The sequence below is a fragment of the Fundidesulfovibrio sp. YSD1 genome, from assembly GCF_055397115.1.
This window is the reverse complement of record NZ_AP043666.1, coordinates 179966-198036: the sequence shown is the minus strand read 5'-3', so window position 1 is coordinate 198036 and position 18071 is coordinate 179966. Positions and strand designations below refer to the sequence as shown.

General features: G+C 65.5%; 16 protein-coding genes. 10 read left to right on the top strand and 6 right to left on the bottom strand.

Annotation, left to right across the window (positions count from 1 at the left end; genetic code table 11):
• Nucleotides 1-35: 35 nt before the first annotated feature.
• Both ACZ5V4_RS01015 and xerD read right to left on the bottom strand, forming a co-directional pair.
• The gene (locus ACZ5V4_RS01015; RefSeq protein WP_464316321.1) at nucleotides 36-2726 is read right to left on the bottom strand and encodes a CBS domain-containing protein; all 2691 of its coding nucleotides are present in this window, start codon (nucleotides 2724-2726) and stop codon (nucleotides 36-38) included.
• Entirely contained in the window at nucleotides 2723-3664 is a 942-nt protein-coding gene (gene xerD, locus ACZ5V4_RS01010) for a site-specific tyrosine recombinase XerD (protein ID WP_464316320.1), read from the bottom strand. Before xerD ends, ACZ5V4_RS01015 begins: the two co-directional genes overlap by 4 nt.
• A 79-nt stretch (nucleotides 3665-3743) precedes the next feature.
• Here xerD and ACZ5V4_RS01005 point away from each other — a divergent pair, with 79 nt between their 5' ends.
• The 4 genes from ACZ5V4_RS01005 (at nucleotide 3744) to fsa (ending at nucleotide 6619) form a co-directional block, all read left to right on the top strand.
• Nucleotides 3744-4916 (top strand): LL-diaminopimelate aminotransferase, encoded by a 1173-nt coding sequence (locus tag ACZ5V4_RS01005; RefSeq protein WP_464316319.1) that lies wholly within the window; start codon nucleotides 3744-3746, stop codon nucleotides 4914-4916.
• A gap of 75 nt (nucleotides 4917-4991) precedes the next feature.
• Nucleotides 4992-5669, top strand: coding sequence for a 2-amino-4-hydroxy-6-hydroxymethyldihydropteridine diphosphokinase (gene folK / locus ACZ5V4_RS01000; protein ID WP_464316318.1), 678 nt, complete (start codon nucleotides 4992-4994; stop codon nucleotides 5667-5669).
• 26 nt (nucleotides 5670-5695) lie between these two features.
• The gene (locus ACZ5V4_RS00995) at nucleotides 5696-5968 is read left to right on the top strand and encodes a transcriptional regulator (RefSeq protein WP_464316317.1); all 273 of its coding nucleotides are present in this window, start codon (nucleotides 5696-5698) and stop codon (nucleotides 5966-5968) included.
• A gap of 3 nt (nucleotides 5969-5971) precedes the next feature.
• On the top strand, nucleotides 5972-6619 hold the full coding sequence (gene fsa / locus ACZ5V4_RS00990) for a fructose-6-phosphate aldolase (protein WP_464316316.1): 648 nt from the start codon (nucleotides 5972-5974) through the stop codon (nucleotides 6617-6619).
• An 81-nt stretch (nucleotides 6620-6700) separates the two neighbouring features.
• On the opposite strand, the gene ACZ5V4_RS00985 is transcribed toward fsa, so the two are convergent.
• Nucleotides 6701-7357 carry a carbonic anhydrase gene (locus ACZ5V4_RS00985; RefSeq protein WP_464316315.1) on the bottom strand — a complete coding sequence of 219 codons (657 nt, stop codon included), beginning with the start codon at nucleotides 7355-7357 and terminating at the stop codon, nucleotides 6701-6703.
• Between the two features lie 287 nt (nucleotides 7358-7644).
• Here ACZ5V4_RS00985 and ACZ5V4_RS00980 point away from each other — a divergent pair, with 287 nt between their 5' ends.
• Nucleotides 7645-8121 (top strand): acetyltransferase, encoded by a 477-nt coding sequence (locus ACZ5V4_RS00980; RefSeq protein WP_464316314.1) that lies wholly within the window; start codon nucleotides 7645-7647, stop codon nucleotides 8119-8121.
• A gap of 48 nt (nucleotides 8122-8169) precedes the next feature.
• Here the strand turns inward: ACZ5V4_RS00980 and ACZ5V4_RS00975 are convergent, their stop codons facing one another.
• Entirely contained in the window at nucleotides 8170-10455 is a 2286-nt protein-coding gene (locus tag ACZ5V4_RS00975) for a nitric-oxide reductase large subunit (protein ID WP_464316313.1), read from the bottom strand.
• Between the two features lie 438 nt (nucleotides 10456-10893).
• Nucleotides 10894-12633, bottom strand: a complete 1740-nt coding sequence (gene ade / locus ACZ5V4_RS00970; protein ID WP_464316312.1) for an adenine deaminase — start codon at nucleotides 12631-12633, stop codon at nucleotides 10894-10896.
• 113 nt (nucleotides 12634-12746) lie between these two features.
• Between ade and yedF the strand changes: the two genes are divergently transcribed.
• Nucleotides 12747-13364 carry a sulfurtransferase-like selenium metabolism protein YedF gene (gene yedF / locus ACZ5V4_RS00965; RefSeq protein ID WP_464316311.1) on the top strand — a complete coding sequence of 206 codons (618 nt, stop codon included), beginning with the start codon at nucleotides 12747-12749 and terminating at the stop codon, nucleotides 13362-13364.
• Between the two features lie 90 nt (nucleotides 13365-13454).
• On the opposite strand, the gene ACZ5V4_RS00960 is transcribed toward yedF, so the two are convergent.
• Nucleotides 13455-14792, bottom strand: coding sequence for a UDP-glucose dehydrogenase family protein (locus tag ACZ5V4_RS00960; RefSeq protein ID WP_464316310.1), 1338 nt, complete (start codon nucleotides 14790-14792; stop codon nucleotides 13455-13457).
• A 150-nt stretch (nucleotides 14793-14942) separates the two neighbouring features.
• Between ACZ5V4_RS00960 and ACZ5V4_RS00955 the strand changes: the two genes are divergently transcribed.
• Genes ACZ5V4_RS00955 through ACZ5V4_RS00940 form a run of 4 tightly spaced genes read left to right on the top strand, consistent with a single transcriptional unit; the run spans nucleotide 14943 to nucleotide 18068 of the window.
• Entirely contained in the window at nucleotides 14943-15668 is a 726-nt protein-coding gene (locus ACZ5V4_RS00955; RefSeq protein ID WP_464316309.1) for a pyridoxine 5'-phosphate synthase, read from the top strand.
• A 15-nt stretch (nucleotides 15669-15683) separates the two neighbouring features.
• Entirely contained in the window at nucleotides 15684-16058 is a 375-nt protein-coding gene (locus ACZ5V4_RS00950; protein ID WP_464316308.1) for a holo-[acyl-carrier-protein] synthase, read from the top strand.
• The gene (locus ACZ5V4_RS00945) at nucleotides 16055-17629 is read left to right on the top strand and encodes an NAD(P)H-hydrate dehydratase (protein WP_464316307.1); all 1575 of its coding nucleotides are present in this window, start codon (nucleotides 16055-16057) and stop codon (nucleotides 17627-17629) included. The genes ACZ5V4_RS00950 and ACZ5V4_RS00945 overlap by 4 nt, the downstream gene beginning before the upstream one ends.
• Nucleotides 17616-18068 carry a CBS domain-containing protein gene (locus tag ACZ5V4_RS00940; protein WP_464316306.1) on the top strand — a complete coding sequence of 151 codons (453 nt, stop codon included), beginning with the start codon at nucleotides 17616-17618 and terminating at the stop codon, nucleotides 18066-18068. The genes ACZ5V4_RS00945 and ACZ5V4_RS00940 overlap by 14 nt, the downstream gene beginning before the upstream one ends.
• The last annotated feature ends 3 nt before the right edge of the window (nucleotides 18069-18071 follow it).

Here is an 18071-nt window from a genome sequence, read left to right as displayed (position 1 = left end):
CCAGCCTCCCGCGCCCCGCGAGCCTCGCGTGGGGGTCAGGCCGTCCCGGGCATCCAATCCAGGCCGATGTCCCCTTCGGCCAGCCTCTTGGCCAGGGCGATTTGCTCGGCGCGGCACGTGGCCTTGCCGTCCAGCATGGCGCCGGTGACGGCGCGAAGTATCTCCCCGTAGCGCGGCCCGGGGGGGACGCCCAGGGCCTTCAAGTCCTCCCCGCCGATCTCGATGCGCTGGACGCGCAGGGTGGTCAAGAAGAGCGAGATGGCCCGGCGCACGGTCTCCTTGGGGTTTCTGGCCATGAGGTAGAGCACGCCCTCCAGCGTGAGGTCCTTCAGCATGAAGTACAGCTCGCTGTAGAGCCCCTTGCGGTACTCCCACTCGAAAATGGATTGCGCCGTGTCGCGGATGGAGTGGCGCATGGCCAAAAACTCGTGCTGATGGTGCTTGGAGAAGCCCAGGCGCGCGGTGACGCTGGCGGTCTGCTCGTCGTCCATGCCCGCGCACAGGCCCAGGAAGTATATCCGCCAGATCTCGGGCTGCTCCTCGAGGTAGAGCAGGCGGTACCAGGTGATGACCCTGTCGGCCTCGGCCAGCACCTCCTCCTTGCGCGCGTCCAGGGCCAGCAGGGGGTGGATGGCCGAGAGGAGGCCCAGTTCGTCCATGCGCCGCACGCAGGCCACGGGGTTGTCGTCCTCGAAGATGTGGCGGACCTCGTGGAACACGCGCGAGCCCGAGAGCTTGTGCACGAACTGGTTGCTGATGGCGTTTTTGATCAGCCGCTCGGTCTGCGCGCCGATCTTGAAGGAGAAACGCTGCTCGAAGCGGATGGCCCGCAGGATGCGCGTGGGGTCCTCCACGAAGGACAGCGAGTGCAGCACGCGGATCACCCGGTCCTTGATGTCGCGCTGGGCCCCGAAGAAGTCCACCAGCCTGCCGAAGCTGCCCGGCGAAATGTGCACGGCCAGGGCGTTTATGGTGAAGTCGCGCCGGTAGAGGTCCATCTTGATGGACGAGAGCTCCACCGTGGGCAGGGCGGCCGGGTATTCGTAGTATTCCAGGCGGGCCGTGGCCACGTCCACGCGCGTGGAGTCCGGCAGGATGACCACGGCGGTCTTGAACTTGTGGTGCGATTTGACCCGGCCGCCCTTCTCGCGGGCCAGGGCCTCGGCGAAGAGGATGCCGTCCCCCTCGATGACCAGGTCCATGTCCAGGTTGGGGCGGCCAAGCAGGATGTCGCGCACGAACCCGCCCACCACATAGGCCTCGTAGCCCATGGACTTGGCCAGCGACCCCGCGCGCCTGAGCAGATCGTAGATGTTCTTGGGCAGGCGGTCGCGCAGGTGCCCGGCCACGTTGCGTTCGTTCTTGCGCTCCGCGCCCACGGTCTCCGGGATGCGCGCCGGTTCGCTGACCAGGATGTTGATCAGGTCCGTGCGCGTGATCACCCCGGCCACCGAGTCGTTCTCCATCACCGGCACCAGGCGCTGGCGCTGGCCCAGGATGATCTCCGTGATGCGGTAGAGTTCGGTGGCTGGCGAGACGGTAAGCGCCCCTTGCATCATGTAGTCGCCCGCGTCGGAGCTGGCCAGCCCGTGCTTGATGGCCTTGTCCACGATCTCGTGCTCCAGGATGCCCACGCAGCCCTTGCCGTCCGGGCCGATGACGGGCACGGCCTTGAGCCCGAAGCGCGACATCACGTCTTCGGCCTCGGAGAGCGGCGTGTTCTCCTCCACGGAAACGGCGGGCCTGCTCATGATGCTCGCCGCCAGTATCTGCGGGTTGACCTGGGAGTAGAGCAGGCCAAAGAGCTCCTCCTTGGCCTGGGTCAGGGTCTTGTCCTTGAGCGAGGCCGAGGCCGCGTAGGTGTGCCCGCCGCCGCCGAGCGAGGCGCAGATGCGGCCCACGTCCACGTCCGCGGTGCGCGAGCGCGCCACCAGGTGCACGCGGTCCTTCATCAGCGCCAGGGCGAAGAGCACCCGGACGTTCTCCATGTCCATGTACTTGTGGGCCAGGAGCGCGAAGTCGCCCACGTAGCTGTCCAGGCTGACCTCGGCCACCACCACCTCCACGCCGTTGATGTCGTAGCTGGCGGCGGATTCGATGAGCGCGCCCATGATCTTGATCTGCTCGGCGGAGAGCTCGCGCGTGAGCAGCTCCGAGAGGGTGGCCATGTCCATGCCCTGGCCCTTGAGCCAGGCAGCGGCGGTGAAGTCCTCCTGGGTCGTGGAGGTGAAGGTGAAGGAGCCCGTGTCCTCGTAGATGCCGAGCGCCAGGAAGGTGGCCTCGTCCGGGCTCAGGGTGATTCCCTTGTCCATGATCATGTGCGCGAGGATCGTGGTGGTGGAGCCCAGGGGCTTGACCACGGAGACGTCCGCGCGCACGTCCTCCTCGGTGTCGGGATGGTGGTCGTAGACGTGCACCGCGATCCCGGGCACGGCCAGGATGGCCGCCGCGTGGGGCACGCGCGAGGCCTGGCGGGTGTCCACGAGCACCAGGGTGCGCACGGACTCGGGGTCGATGTCCTTGTAGCTCTTGAAGTTGAAGAGGTAGGTGGCGCTCTGGATGAAGAAGTTGCGCAGGTTCTTCTCCTGGCTGCCAGGGAAGATGAGCGTGGCGTCCGGGTAGAGCTTGCTGGCCGCGATCATGGCGGCCAGGGCGTCGAAGTCGGCGTTGATGTGGGCGGTGATGACCGTGGGAGCGGACAAGCCCTTGGCAGGCTTGGGGATCATGAACCCTTCCTTGATGCGTTGCTGCGGGGGTGGTGGCTCTGGTGCACGCGGGTGAGCCGGTCGGCCTGGACGTGGGTGTAGATCTCCGTGGCCGAGATGTCCGCGTGACCGAGCAGTATCTGCACGGTGCGCAGGTCCGCGCCCCCTTCCAGGAGGTGCGTGGCGAAGGAGTGGCGCAGGCTGTGCGGGGAGATCTTCTTGCGGATGCCCGCCTCCAGGGCGTAGCGCTTGATGAGCTTCCAGACGCCCTGGCGGGTGAGGCCCTTGCCGGAGCGGTTCAGGAAGAGGAATTCCTTCACGGGCCTGAACCCCGGGCGGATGCTCTGCACGTAGCGCGCGAGCAGGTTCTGCGCCAGGGTGTGGATGGGCACGAGCCGCTCCTTTTCGCCCTTGCCGAAGACCTTGAGCACCCCCGACTGCGGGTCGAAATCGAGCGGGGTGAGCGTGATGAGCTCGGTGACGCGAAGCCCGGCCGCGTAGAGGAGCTCGAGCATGGCCCTGTCGCGGAAACCCAGGCTCGTCTCCATGTCGGGCCGGGCCAGCAGGGTGTCCATCTCCGTTCGCGTCAGCACGTCCGGGAGACTGCGCGGCAGCTTGGGCGTCTCCACCAGCTCGGCCGGGCTGGCCTCGATCCAGCCCTCGGAGGCCGCGTGGCCGAAAAAGCCTCGCAGGCTCGAGATGTGCCTGGCCATGGACCGGCTGGTCAGGCCCTTCTGGCGCAGAAACATCAGGTAAAGGAAAATGGTCTGGCCGGAGACGTCGTCCAGGGCGAAGTCGCGCTCGCCCAGGAACTCCTGGAAGAGCTGCATGTCCTGGGCGTAGGCGGCCAGGCTGTTCTCCGAGAGGCCCTTGACCACCAGCTGGTGCTCGAGCCAGGCATCCACCCAGGGATGCGCGGAGGGGGGCGCGTCGCGCTTCTGCTTTGTTTTTATTGACACCGCGGGGGGCCTCTTCTTATGACCTGGGCTCGTTTATTCCATTTCTTGCGCCCGCGCGCAATCGCCCAAGGAGCGTATCATGCCTCAGTTCAAGATGGCCGATCGCCTGGCCGCTCTTCCCCCGTACCTCTTCGCCGAGATCGACCGCGTCAAGAACGAGGTCAAGGCCCGGGGCGTGGACATCATCAGCCTGGGCATCGGCGATCCCGACATGCCCACCCCGGACTTCATCGTGGACGCCCTGTACCAGTCCGCCAAGAAGCCCGAGAACCATCAGTACCCCTCCTACGTGGGCCTGCGCACCTTCCGCTCGGCCGTCTCCACCTGGTACAAGGGCCGCTTCGGCGTCGACCTGGACCCGGACAACGAGGTGGTCAGCCTGATCGGCTCCAAGGAGGGCATCGCCCACTTCCCCCTGGCCTACGTGAACCCCGGCGACCTGGTGCTGGTGTGCTCGCCCAACTATCCGGTGTACAACGTCGCCACCGGCTTCGCGGGCGGCGTGACCAAGTTCCTGCCCCTGACCGACGCCAACAACTTCCTGCCCGACCTTGACTCCGTCACCGACGAGGAGTGGGACAAGGCCAAGATCATCTTCACCAACTACCCCAACAACCCCACCTCGGCCTGCGCGCCCAGGAGCTTCTACGAGAAGCTGGTGAAGAAGTGCGTGGAGACGAACACCATCCTCGTGGCCGACGCCGCCTACACCGAGATGTACTACAACGAGGCCGCCAAGCCCATATCGGTCTTCGAGATCCCCGGCGCGCGCGACGTGGCCATCGAGTTCCACTCGCTCTCCAAGACCTACAACATGACCGGCTGGCGCATCGGCATGGCCGTGGGCAACGAGTCTTTGGTCAAGGGCCTGGGCAAGATCAAGGAGAACATGGACTCGGGCATCTTCCAGGCCGTGCAGGAGGCGGGCATCGCGGCGCTTGAGCAGGGCGAGCCTTATGCCGCCAAGTTCCGCTCCGTGTACAAGGAGCGCCGCGACACCCTGGCCGCCGGGCTCAGGAAGATCGGCATCGACTTCCGCCTGCCCGAGGCCACCTTCTACTTCTGGTGCAAGACCCCCAACGGGGCCGACTCCAAGTCCTTCGTCACCAGGGTGCTCCAGGAGACCGGCGTGGTGGTCACCCCGGGCAACGGCTTCGGCCTGCCCGAGGCGGGCGAGGGCTACTTCCGCATCGCCATGACCGTGGGCAAGGAGCGCATCGAAGAGGCCCTGTCCCGCCTGGCCAAGATGTAGCTTCGGGCCGGAACACCCCGCGCGACCACACGCTTGAACGCCGGTGTTTCGAACGCGAAAACCCGGAAGCGGGGCATGAACTGCAACATTGCCTGCGTCGCCCTGGGCTCCAACCTGGGCGAACCGGCGAAAACGCTTGCCAGGGCGGCCGGGCGCATGGACGGGATACTCCCCGGCGTGCGCCTGGCCGCCCTTTCGCGCGTCTGGCACAGCGCGCCGCATGAAATCGAACGGCTGGAGGCCCACCCCCTGCCCGAAGTGCTGCGGGCGGCGTACGCCCTTGAAGCTGCCGCCGGTCCGGGGAGCAGACGCCAAGGCCCGGCCGCCAGGGACAGGATCGTCCGCCAGGGGCCAGGGCCATCCCCGGGGTGCGTGCGCGGGGCAGGGCAGGGGGGCGAGGGCTCTGCATCCGCTCCTCGAGCGCCCGCTCCCTGGTACGCCAACATGGCCGCGCGCCTGGAGTGCGACCCGCGCGTCACGCCCGAGACCCTGTTCGAGGCGCTCATGGCCCTGGAGGCCGAGATGGGCCGCGACAGGATCATGGAGCGGCGCTGGGGCCCGCGCGTGATCGACATCGACCTTATCCTGTTTTCCGGCGAAACCCGCGCCACCCCTTGGCTCACGCTGCCGCATCCGCGCTGGGAGATGCGGGCCTTCGTGGCCCTGCCCCTGGCCGAGGTTGCCCCCGGGGCCGTTTCGCCTGAAATTTTCCAACGTTTGTCTTTTTGCTCGTCCGGGACTATGCTATTCTGAACCCCAGCCAAAGGATCAGCCGCAGTATGTGGAAATTCGTCATCATCGCCGTTGCCGCGTTCATCCTCTGGAAGATGTTCGCTGGCGACATGAAGCGCCGCAAAGAGGACGCCAAGAAGGAGCAGGAGACCCTGATCGCCAAGGGCGAGATGGTGAAGGACCCCGTGTGCGGCTCCTACGTTTCCGTGGACGACTCCGTGAAGGTCCGCGACGGGGCGCAGACCCGCCACTTCTGCAGCTACGAATGCCGGGACAAGTACCTGAAACAGCTCGAAGCCTCGAAAACAAAAGAGGGGTGACGCATGAAGTTCTTCCTGGACAGCGCGAGCCTGGACGAGATCAGGGCCGCCAAGGACATGGGCATGCTCGACGGCGTGACCACCAACCCCACCCTGTTCTCCAAGGAGAAGGGCGACTGGCACAAGATCGCCGAGGCCATCTGCAAGGAGGTCGAAGGGCCGGTGAGCCTCGAGGTCGTCGGCGTCACGGCCGAGGCCATGCTCGCCGAGGCCAGGGAGCTCGTGAAGTTCGGGCCCAACGTGGTGGTGAAGATCCCCATGATCCTGGAGGGCCTGAAGGCCATCCGGGCGCTCAGCGAAAAGGGCGTGGCCGTGAACACCACGCTGATCTTCCAGCCGCTCCAGGCCCTGATGGCCGCCAAGGCCGGGGCCACCTACGTCAGCCCCTTCGTGGGCCGCATCGACGCCATCGGCGGCGACGGCATGGCCATGGTGGAGGAGGTGGTGACCATCTTCCGCAACTACGACATCCAGACCCAGGTGCTGGTGGCCAGCGTGCGCAATCCCACGCACCTGGTGCGCGCGGCGCTCATGGGCGCGGACGTGGCCACGGTGCCCTTCTCCGTGATCAAGGAGATGGTCAAGCATCCGCTCACCGACTCCGGGCTCGAGACCTTCCTCAAGGACTGGGGCAAGGTGCCCCAGAGCTAGCCTGGGAGCTCAACGAAAAAAGAAGGACGGCTCCTCGCGGGGCCGTCCTTTTTTTGTGCGGAAATATCAGCCGGGCCGGTCTTATCCGGCCTGCAGGGTCTCGCAGCGCGCCACCAGGGCCTCGAAGGTGCCGGTCTCGGGCAGGTAGCTCAACAGTTCGCCCCTGTTCAGGTCGAAATACCAGCCGTGCAGGTGGATGCGCCCGGTCATCACGCGCTCCCATATCCACGGGAAGGTCAAAAGGTTCTCGAGGGAGACGAGCACGGAGGCCTGCTCGCAGGCGCGCTGGCGCAGGGGCTGCTCCTTGTCGGAGAGCTCGCGGGAAACCTCGCGCAGGGCCGGTTCCGCGATGCTCACCCAGGGGGCGATGAATTCGCCAAGGCCCGCCCTGTCCGGGACCATCAGCGCCTGGATGCCGCCGCAGCACGAATGGCCGAGCACGATGACGTGCTCCACGCCGAGCACCTTCACCGCGTACTCCAGGGCGGCGCTGACGCCGTGGTGGCCGGGGGAGGTCTCGTAAGGCGGTACGAGGTTGGCCACGTTGCGCACCACGAACATGTCGCCGGGCTCGCAGCCGAGCAGGATGGCGGGGTCCACGCGCGAATCGGAGCAGGCGATGACCAGCACCTTTGGGCTCTGTTCCTTCTTCAGGCTCTTGAAGAACTCGTTGTCGGAACAAAAGTAGGTGCGCTGGAATTCCTTGAAACCGGAAAGAAACCGGGCGATGTCCTTCATGTACGGGGTGGCTCCGGGAAAGGCTGGAATAACGTTGCCTGCCAAATAAAACAGAACCGGGCCGCGCGCAAGCGGCAAGGGCGTCTATCTCTATGGATTCCGATTATCAACTGGATGGCCTTGCCCTGCCGGAAAACCGGCCTCCAGAATCGCGCGAGGATGCGTTTTCAGAGTGTTGAACGCGTGTCGGGTCGCGAAAAGGGGCATCTTTGATCCTGGGACGTTTACGGGCGCTTTTTAGCGTGCAAGCTTTTTCAGTCACATTTTGAATCATTCTGGAGGATCGTATGGCGGATGGCAGGCCCATGGGGGGCAACGCAAAGGCGTTCGTGAACATAAGGCCGGTCCGGCCGGGCGAGGCGGAGCCGCTGTACGCGGTCTGGCGGGCCTCGGTGGAGGCCACGCATGATTTCCTCGATCCGGATGATCTGGAGTTCTACGCGCGCTTCGTCCGGGAGGAGTATTTGCCGGGAGCGCGCCTGACGGTCGCCGTGGATGGCGACGGCAGTCCGGTGGCCTTCATGGGCGTGAGCGGCGACAGCGTGGACACGCTCTTCGTGCATCCGGACTGGCGCGGCCAAGGCGTGGGGAGGCTTCTTCTGGAATGCGTGCTGGACAAGAACGGAGTGGTGCGCGTGGACGTGAACGTCCAGAACGAACAGGCGGTCGGATTCTATGAGCGCATGGGGTTCCGCCAGGTCGGGCGGAGCGAAACGGACGGGTTCGGCAAGCCGTACCCGCTGGCGCACATGCGGCGGGGTTGATGAAAAGGGGCCTTCCGGCCCCTCTTTCATTCGCTCTCCGGGCAACTCTTACGCGGTCGCCAGCCTCGTCTTCTTCATCTCCAAATACGTCAGCACGGCAGCTACGGCCATGGGCGCCGCGCCGAAGGCGATGAACACCACGTCGCCGGGCATGCGGGCCCATTCGATGAGCCGGACCATATCCTGGTTCAGGTAATCCAGGCCGCGCGCGTGCCAATAACCGTTCTGCAGCACATCGTAGAGTTGCATCACGCCGCCCGGGAAAAGGCTCCCGGCCAGCATCAACGCCAGACCAGCGTTCAGGCCCCAGAAGGAGATCTTCACGAACTTCTCCGGCTTTTTCCACTGCTCGTCATCAAGCACCTGCCGGAACGCCAGCACCATGAGCGCCATGGCCTCCATGCCGAACACACCCATGAGCGCCGCGTGACCGTGGTTGGGCGTCAGGAGTGTGCCCACCTCGAAGTAGCTCACGATGGGCAGGTTGATGAGGAACCCGAATATGCCCGCGCCGACGAAATTCCAGAATCCCACGGCCATCAGGAAGAAAAACGCCCAACGGTGCGGGATGTTCACCTGCTTGCCGCACACGGCGCACTCCGATTGCGTAAGCTTGACGAAATCCCAGGCGTCGAGGGTCAGAAGCGTCAGCGGTACCACCTCCATGGCCGAGAACAGGGCGGACAGGGCCATGTTCAGGTTGGTCTGGCCGGTAAAGTACCAATGGTGCCCAGTGCCCACGATGCCGCTACCCAGAAAGAGAATGGCATCCAGGTAGATGACCCGCGTGGCCGTGATGCGCGACACGAGGCCCATGCGGAAGAAGATCACAGCCACCATGACAGTGACGAACAATTCGAAGAAGCCCTCCACCCACAGGTGGATGATCCAGAAGCGCCAGTTGTCCGCCACGGTGAAGTTGGTGGTGCTGCCGAAGAAGAAGGCGGGAAGGTAGAACACTGGAATGGCCAGGGCAGCCAGCAGAAAGAGCGAGGTGATCTCGCGGCGTCCCGGGTCCTGGAGGGCCGGCTTAACGGAACGCAGGAGCATCGCCACCCAGCCTATGAGTCCGATGGCCAGGAGCACCTGCCACAAGCGGCCAAGTTCCAGGTATTCCCAGCCCTGGTGGCCCAGCCAGAACCAGAGTGAACCGAGCATCTGGTTGATGCCCAGGATCTCGCCCAGGAAACTCCCGGCCACCACTACCACCAACGCCCAGAAGAGCGCGTGAATGCCGACGGTCTGTCCCTTGGGCTCGGCCTCGCCCAGCGCCTGGGCCAGCAGCAACCCACCGGCTACGAAGGCGGTGGCGATCCAGAAGATGGCTGACTGCAGGTGCCAGGTGCGCAAGATCGTGCTGGGGAAATACTCCGCCAAATCGAACCCGTAGAAGCTGCCGGGATCTGCCCGGAAGTGGGCCGTTGCTCCGCCAAGCATCACCTGCACCAAGAAGAGCAGGGCCACCACCACGAAGTACTTGATGGTGGCGCGCTGGGTTGGACTGGCCACGCCTGGCAGCATGTGCGGATGCACGTGCTCGCCGGTGCCCTTCCAGCCGAGGTAGTTGAACTTGCCGAAGGCGAACAGCACGACGGCCGTTCCCGCCAGCAGGGTGACCAGAGAAAGTCCGCTCCAGAGCACGGCGGCGCTGGTGGGCTTGTTGCCGAGCATGGGCTCGTAGGGGAAGTTGTTGGTGTAGGAATAGTCCTCGCCGGGCCGGTTGGCGATGCTCACCCAGGCCGTCCAGGCAAAGAAGGCGGTCAGGACACGTAATTCACCTGGATCGCTGATGTATTTCTTGCGCAAACCGCCGTTGGCCACAGTGTTGCTGAAGTAATCGCCCCACAATCCGATCTGGTTGCGGAAGGATGATGTCTCGGAGGCAGTGAAGAGCAGAACGTCCTTTTTCGGATCGTACCGATTCTCCTTGAGCAATGCCGAGGACTCGGCCGACACCACGTCCTTCTCGTCGGGGCTGAGGGTATCGAAGTCGCGCTGGAACAGCTTTTTGGCCAGCAAACGGTTGGCCTCAAGCCCCAGGGTGTGCAGGTACTGCGCCGAGTAGTCCGGCCCAAGATAGGCCCCGTGCCCCCAGATCGAGCCGTTCTCCATGAGTGCGTACTTGAGGAATACTTCCTGCCCGGCGGTAACGTCCTGGCCGGTGAAGACCACCTGGCCCGACGGGTCGAGTACCTTGCCTGGAATAGGAGGTGCATTGTCGTAGGACTTGACTGCAATAAAGATTTGTATGGAGAAACCAATCAGCAGCGTCAGGATGACGCCTTGTTTCCACCATGGGGAAAGGGCTTCCCGGATCTGTGATGTCGTGTGCATTTCAGACCTCCGAGGACTACAATATTGCAGATGTACAAACCATATTGGGGGAAAAGAAGGCAAAGTCAACGGCGAGCGATCAGAAATGCTAGAAGTTATCCTGGACGGCGTTCAAAAGGCAGCAGTCAACTGATCAAGCATGCATGTGCATGGTGTCTCAACAGACGACGGCCCGGAATGTTACAGCATCTCTGGTCATGGGCAGGGGTCTCCGGACTCCAGGTTTGAGCCTGAAGAGCATTCCCGGAACATCCCGGGATTGTTGAAAAGTCCCCTCTTGGGGCATATCCGTGGTTGTCTCATAATGTAAATTATGTAAACTTTAAAAACAGGACCAGAAAGGGCGGGCCAAAAGCAAGGGCGCGGCCGGTGGGTCTCTCCACCAGGCCGCGCCCTCTTGCCCTCGCGGGCAGCGACTTCCTTTCACCGCCCAGGCGGTCACACCCAGAGGTCCACCACCTCGAAGCGCGCCACGTCCACCAGGCCCTTGTCCGTGAGCTTGAGCTCAGGGATAACCGCCAGGCTCGAAAACGACATGGCCATGAACGGATGCGTGTACACCTCCGGGTTGATGGCCACGGCCCTGAACGCCGCGCGCAGCTTGCCGTAGGCCTCGACCACATCCTCAAGCGGCTCCAGGCTCATGAGCCCGGCCAGGGGCAACTCGAGAAGCGCCAGCACCTCGCCGTCCGCCACCACGCAGTAGCCGCCGCCCGTCTTGGCCAAGGTGTTCCCGGCCAGAGCCATGTCCTGGTCCGAGACGCCGGCGATGATCAGGTTGTGCGAATCGTGCGCCACCGTCCCGGCCACGGCCCCGCGCGCGATCCCGAGTCCGTGCATGAACCCCAGGGCCACGTTGCCGTTCACGCCGTGGCGCTCGACAACCGCCAGCTTGGCCAGGTCCCTGGACGGATCGCCCACGGCCAGCCCCTCTTCGAACAGAGGGGCCAGGGTCAACGACCTGGTGATGATCTGCCCGGGGATCACTCCGATGCAACGAACCTCGTCTTTAACTTTAACTATTTCGAGTTGGCTTGGCTCCAGCATCTTCCCGGAAAGATTGATTTTAACGGTGTTTCGCGCTGTGGGCTCACCCTTGGGCGCGAACCCGATGCCCGCCACGTCCCGGCCCGCCAGGAAGGCCTTCCAGACCGAGAACTCCTCCAGGTCGTCCAGGACCACCATGTCCGCCCGGTAGCCCGGGGCCACGGCCCCCCTGCCCCGCATGCCGAAATGCCGGGCCGTGTTGATGCTGGCCGCCTGGATGGCCCGGATGGGGTTCATGCCCAGGCTCACGGCCATGCGCACGTTGTGGTCCATGTGCCCGTTGGCGGTCAGGTCCAGGGGGTCGCGGTCGTCGCAGACCATGGAGACGTTCTGGGCGTTGAACTCGTTCACCACGGAGATCAGGTCGTGCAGGTTCTTCTCGTCGCTGCCCTCGCGCATGAACAGGTGCATGCCCTTGCGCAGCTTCTCCAGGGCCTCGGAAACGTTCGTGCATTCGTGGTCGGAGCTCGGGCCGGCCATGATGTAGGCGTTCAGCTCCCTGCCCGCGACCAGCGGCGCGTGCCCGTCGATCACCGCGCAGCCGCAGGCCGCGATCTTGGCCAGCACGGACTTGTCCCGGGCCAGCACGCCCGGGTAGTTCATGAGCTCGGCCAGGCCCAGCACGCGGCGGGGATGCCTGTTCACGAGCCAGGCCACGTCCTCGGCCGTCACCTCCGCGCCGGAGGTCTCCATGTTCGTGGCCGGGACGCAGCTCGAGGCCATGAAATAGAACGTCAGCGGGCTGTCCTCGGTCAGGGCGAGCATGTCCTCGATGCCCGGCCTGCCGAGCACGTTGGCGATCTCGTGCGGGTCCCAGACCACGGCGCACGTGCCGCGCGGGGCCGCCGCCCTGGCGAACTCCCACGGGGCCAACAGCGTGGATTCTATATGGATGTGGCCGTCGATCAGCCCCGGGCAGACGTAGCGGCCCTGGCAATCGACCACTTCGCGGGCTTCGTAGGCGCCGAAACCGACGACCAGGCCGTCCGACACGGCAATGTCCGCTTCGTGGATGTCCCCCGAAAGCACGTTCACCAGCCTGGCATTCCTCAGAAGCAGGTCCACCGGTTCCTCGCCCAGGGCCTGCCTGATTCTTCCTGCTATGACCTCCACTGGCTCCCTCAAGTCCATGAAACCTCCGGCATTGGCCGTCTCGAACCGGACGGGCTTTTGGTATCGGGCAATACTATTTGACCCGCCGCGTGGTGTCCATGTTAATTCAAACGAAAAAGGACGGATACGCCATGAGCGAAATAACCCTGGATTGCCTGGGCATGACCTGCCCGCAGCCCCTGATGGCCTGCCGGGACTGCATCGGGAAGGAGGCCCCCGAAAGCCTCAAGGTGCTGGTGGACGACGAGGCCGCCTTGGAGAACGTCACCCGCTACCTCACGGCAAGCGGCTACGAGGCCTCCAACGCCAGGCAAGGGCGCGCCTGGGTGATCTCGGCCACGCGCGGAGCGCAGGCGGCCAAACCCGCCGCCGTCGAGGACTTCCCCTGCCCCGTGCCCGGCCAGGACGAGCGCCAGCGCATCGCGGTCTTTTTGACCTCGGACGTGGTGGGGCGCGGCGACGACTCGCTCGGTGCCAAGCTCATGGTCAACTTCATCAAGACCCTGCCCGAAATGGGGCCGGACCTCTGGCGCATCGTCATGGTCAACGCCGCCGTGAAGCTGGCCGCGCAGGACAGCCCCCACCTCGAGACCCTCAAGGCCCTCGAGGCCCAGGGCGTGACCATCCTGGTCTGCGGCACCTGCCTGGAGTTCTTCGGCCTGCTGGACAAGCGCGCCGTGGGACAGACCACCAACATGCTCGACGTGGTCACGAGCCTGCAACTGGCCACGAAAGTCATCGATATCTAGCCAGCAAAAAAAGCCGCCCGCCGGGTGAGCGGCGGGCGGCGCATATCGCAAGGCCTGGGGTCCGGGGCGAAACCCCGGGTCACCCGATCACTACTTGGGGTCCTTCCTGCCGATGCTGAAGTAGGCGAAGCCCATCTCACCCAGCAGCGAGGGGGAGTACAGGTTGCGGCCGTCGAAGATCAGCGGGGCCTTCAGGGTCTTCTTGATGCGGTCGAAGTCCGGGTTGCGGAACTGGTTCCACTCCGTGACCACGGCCAGGGCGGCGGCACCGTCCAAGGCGGCGTACTGCTGGTCCACCACTTCCACCAGGTCGTTGCCCGCGAACTCCTTCTTGGTGTTCGGTCCGGCAACGGGGTCGAAGCAGCGCACCTTCATGCCCTGGGCGGTCAGGTCGCGGATGAGCTCGAACGAGGCGGCCTCGCGCACGTCGTCGGTGTTGGCCTTGAAGGCCAGGCCCCACAGGGCCAGGGTCTTGCCCTTCACGCCGCCCTGCGGCTCGAAGTACTTGAGGATCTTGCCCGAGAGCACGTGCTTCTGGCGGTTGTTCACCTCATCCACCGAGGAGAGCAGCTGCGGCTCGAACTCGTACTGGCGCGCGGTGTCGATGAGCGCCTTCACGTCCTTGGGGAAGCAGGACCCGCCGTAGCCCATGCCGGGGTAGATGAACTGGTAGCCGATGCGGCTGTCGCTGCCGATGCCCACGCGCACGTCGCGCACGTCCGCGCCCACGCGCTCGCAGATGTTGGAGATCTCGTTGATGAAGGAGATCTTCGTGGCCAGCATGCAGTTGGCGGCGTACTTGGTCATCTCGGCCGAGCGCACGCCCATGACGATCAGCTTGTCGCGGCTGCGGGCGAAGGGCGAGTACAGGGCCTTCAAAAGCTCGGCGGTGCGCACGTTCTCGGTGCCCACTACCACGCGGTCCGGCTTGAGGAAGTCGCTGACGGCGTCGCCTTCCTTGAGGAACTCGGGGTTGGAGACCACGTCGTATTCGATGGCGAGGCCGCGCTTCTTCAGCTCCTCGCCGATGATTTCACGCATCTTGTCCGCCGTGCCCACGGGCACGGTGGATTTGTCCACCACGATCTTGTAGTCGGTCATGTTCTGACCGATCTCCTTGCCGACCTGGTAGACGTAGCTCAGGTCGCAGGAGCCGTCGGGCTTCGAGGGGGTGCCCACGCACACGAACACGAAAAGGGCGCCTTCCATGCCTTCGGCGATGGAAGTGGTGAACTTCAGGCGGCCTTCCTCGGTGTTGCGCTTGACGAGCTCTTCCAGGCCGGGCTCGTAGATGTGGACCTTGCCGTTGCGAAGGTTCTCGACGATCTTCGGGTTGATGTCCACGCAGCAGACATCGTTGCCCATCTCGGCAAAGCAGGCGGCGCTCACGAGGCCGACGTATCCGGTTCCGACAATGCACAGGTTCATTTCCGCGCATCTCCATGGTTTAGGTTCTGGCCCTCGAAATTGGGCAGCTTCCGATAAGAGCGCGCCGGGACTTTGTCAACAGAAGTCTTGAGGCCGGACCCGCCAAAGGGTAGGATATTTTTTTCAACGAAGAACTTCAGGAGCCTTTCCATGCCCATATTGGCCGTGAACGTCGATCACGTGGCCACCCTGCGCCAGGCCCGCCTGGGCAAGGAGCCCGAACCCGTCACCGCCGCGCACCTGGCCGAGATCGCCGGAGCCCGGGCCATCATCGTGCACCTGCGCGAGGACCGCCGCCACATCCAGGACCGCGACGTGGCCCTCATGCGCCAGCTTTTGAAGACCAGGCTGCACCTGGAGATGGCCGCCACGGACGAAATGGGCCGGCTGGCCTTGGGCATCAAGCCGGACATGGTCTGCCTCGTGCCCGAGAAGCGCCAGGAGCTGACCACCGAGGGCGGCCTGGACTGCGCCAGCCGCGTGAACGAGTTGAAGCAATACCTGGCCCCGCTGCACGCCGCCGGGATCGGGTCGAGCCTGTTCATCGACGCCGAGCCCTCGCAGATCAAGGCGGCCCGGGAGATCGGCGCGCAGTACATCGAGATCCACACCGGGGCCTACGCCGACGCGCTGACCCCGGCCGCGCGCGACAAGGAACTGGCCCGGATACTCGAGGGCATCCGCCTGGGGCGCGAACTCGGGCTCAAGGTGAACCTGGGCCACGGCCTGAACTACGACAACATCTGGGCCTTCGCCAAGGTCCCGGGCGTCAGCGAGTATTCCATCGGGCACAGCATCATCTCCCGGGCCGTGCTCACGGGCATCACCGAGGCGGTCTCCAAGATGGCGGACATCATCCGCACCTTCGCGGACTAGGGGCAAGGCTACGAGATGATCGTTGGTCTCGGAATGGACGTTACGGAGCTCGACCGCATCGAGAAGGCCTTCGCAAGCCACGGCGAGCGCTTTCTGGGCAAGATACTCACCCCGGCGGAGCGCGCGGGCCTGCCCCGGCTGGCCGTGCCGTACCTGGCCGCGCGCTTCGCGGCCAAGGAGGCCGCGGTGAAGGCGCTGGGCACGGGCTTTCGCGCGGGCATATCCTATAAGGATATCGACGTGACCGCCGACGAGCTGGGCAAGCCCCTCCTGCGCCTGACCGGCAAGGCGAGCGAGCGCGCCAAGGAACTCGGCGTCACGCGCGCTCACGTCAGCCTGACCCACGGCCGCGACGTGGCCGCCGCCGTGGTGGTCCTGGAGGCCCCGTGAACGATCCCCTGCTCTCTTCCCCCCTGCCCACCCCGGCGGAGATGAACGCCTGGGACAGGGCCGCCGCCGAAATGGGCCTGACAACGGCGCTGCTCATGGAGAACGCCAGCCGCGAGGCCCTGCACGCGCTCACGCACAAGCTCGGGAGCCTTCGCGGCATGACCGCCCTGTGCCTTGCCGGCCCGGGCAACAACGGCGGGGACGCCATCGCCCTGGCCAGGCACCTGCACGACGCGGGCGTGGACGTGACGCTCGCGCTCACGCGCCCGTCCCACGCCTACAAGGGAGCGCCCGGCTTCCACCTGCGCCTGGCCAGGAAGGCGGGGGTGACGGTGGAGGCAGCGGCGCGGTTCGAGGCCCTGGCCGCGAGCGAGCCGGACATCGTGGTGGACGGGCTGCTCGGCACCGGGCTTTCGGGCGAACCCAGGCCCGAGTACGCGGCGCTCATCGACGCGGTGAACCGCCTGGGCGAGCGCAGCTTCGTGCTCTCCCTGGACATCCCCTCGGGGCTCGACGGCGAGACCGGCGTGCCCGCCCGGTCCACGGTGATCGCGGCCATGACCGTGACCTTCGAGGCCGCCAAGCTGGGCCTCTGCCTGCCCGGGGCCTCGCCCTACGTGGGCGAACTCCAAGCCAGGCCCATAGGCGTCCCGCGCGTGGTCAGGGAGGCCAACCCGGCCTCGCACTACCTGATGACGCCCGACCTTGCCGCCATGCTCCCGGGGCTGGACCCGGCCATGCACAAGGGCAGCGCCGGGCGGCTTCTGATAATAGGCGGCTCCCCGGGGCTCACGGGAGCGCCCATGCTGGCGGCTCTCGGGGCCTTGCGCGCGGGCGCGGGGCTGGTCACCGTGGCCTGCCCGCGCGGAGTCGAGCCCGTGCTCAAGGCCGGATGCCCGGACGTGATGACCAGGCCCCTGGGTCAGGGCGAGGCCTGGAGCGCGGACATGGCCCGCGAGGTGCGCGAGCGCCTGGACGGCTACGACGCCCTGGTGATCGGCCCGGGCATGGGCCGTGGCGCGGACGCGGCGCAGTTTCTCGAAGCCCTGGGCACGGAGCTGCCCCCCACGGTCTGGGACGCGGACGCCCTTTTCTGGCTGGCTGGCCACCCGCGCGAACTGGGCGAGGCCGTGATCACGCCGCACCCGGGCGAGGCAGCCCGGATGCTCGGCACGGACATCCCCGGGGTGGAGTCCGGGCGCACGCGCGCCGTGCGGGAGCTTTCCGCGCGTTTCGGCGCGGCGGCCGTGCTCAAGGGAGCCGGGACGCTCGTCTGCCGGGCCTCGGGCGTGCTCGGGGCCGAGGGCCAGGCGCAGGCACCGGTGTTCGTCTCGCCTTTTTGCGAGCCCAACCTCGCTGTGGGCGGCTCGGGCGACGTGCTGGCCGGAATCGCCGGATCGCTCCTGGCCCGCGATCTTTCCCCCTTGCTAGCGGCCTGCCTGGGGGTGTATTGGCACGGTCTCGCCGGGCGTCTGGTGTCCGGCGATTTCCCTTACCGGGGCAACCTGGCCTCCGAACTGGTCCAGGCCCTGCCCCACGCCCTGACGGAGTGGCTTGATGCAGAAAGCTAAAGACATCATGACCGCCGACGTGGTCACCTTCACCGCCGAGACCCCCATTTCCGAGGCTGCGCGCACGCTTCTGGAAAAGCACATCAACGGCTGCCCCGTGGTGGACGCCTCGGGCGCGCTGGTGGGCATCCTCTGCCAGTCCGACCTGGTGGCGCAGCAGAAGAAGCTGCCCCTGCCCACGGTGTTCACCCTGCTGGACGGCCTCGTGCCCATGACCTCCATGGCCGAGTTCGACCGCGAGATGGAGAAGATCGCGGCCATCACCGTGGGCCAGGCCATGAGCAAGGACCCCGAGTACGTGGGCCCCGACGCCCCCATCGAGGACATCGCCACCGTGATGGTGGAGCGCGGCTTCCACACCCTGCCCGTGGTCGATGGCGGCAAGGTGGTGGGCGTCATCGGGATGGAAGACATCCTGCGCACCATCTCCGGCCGCTAGACG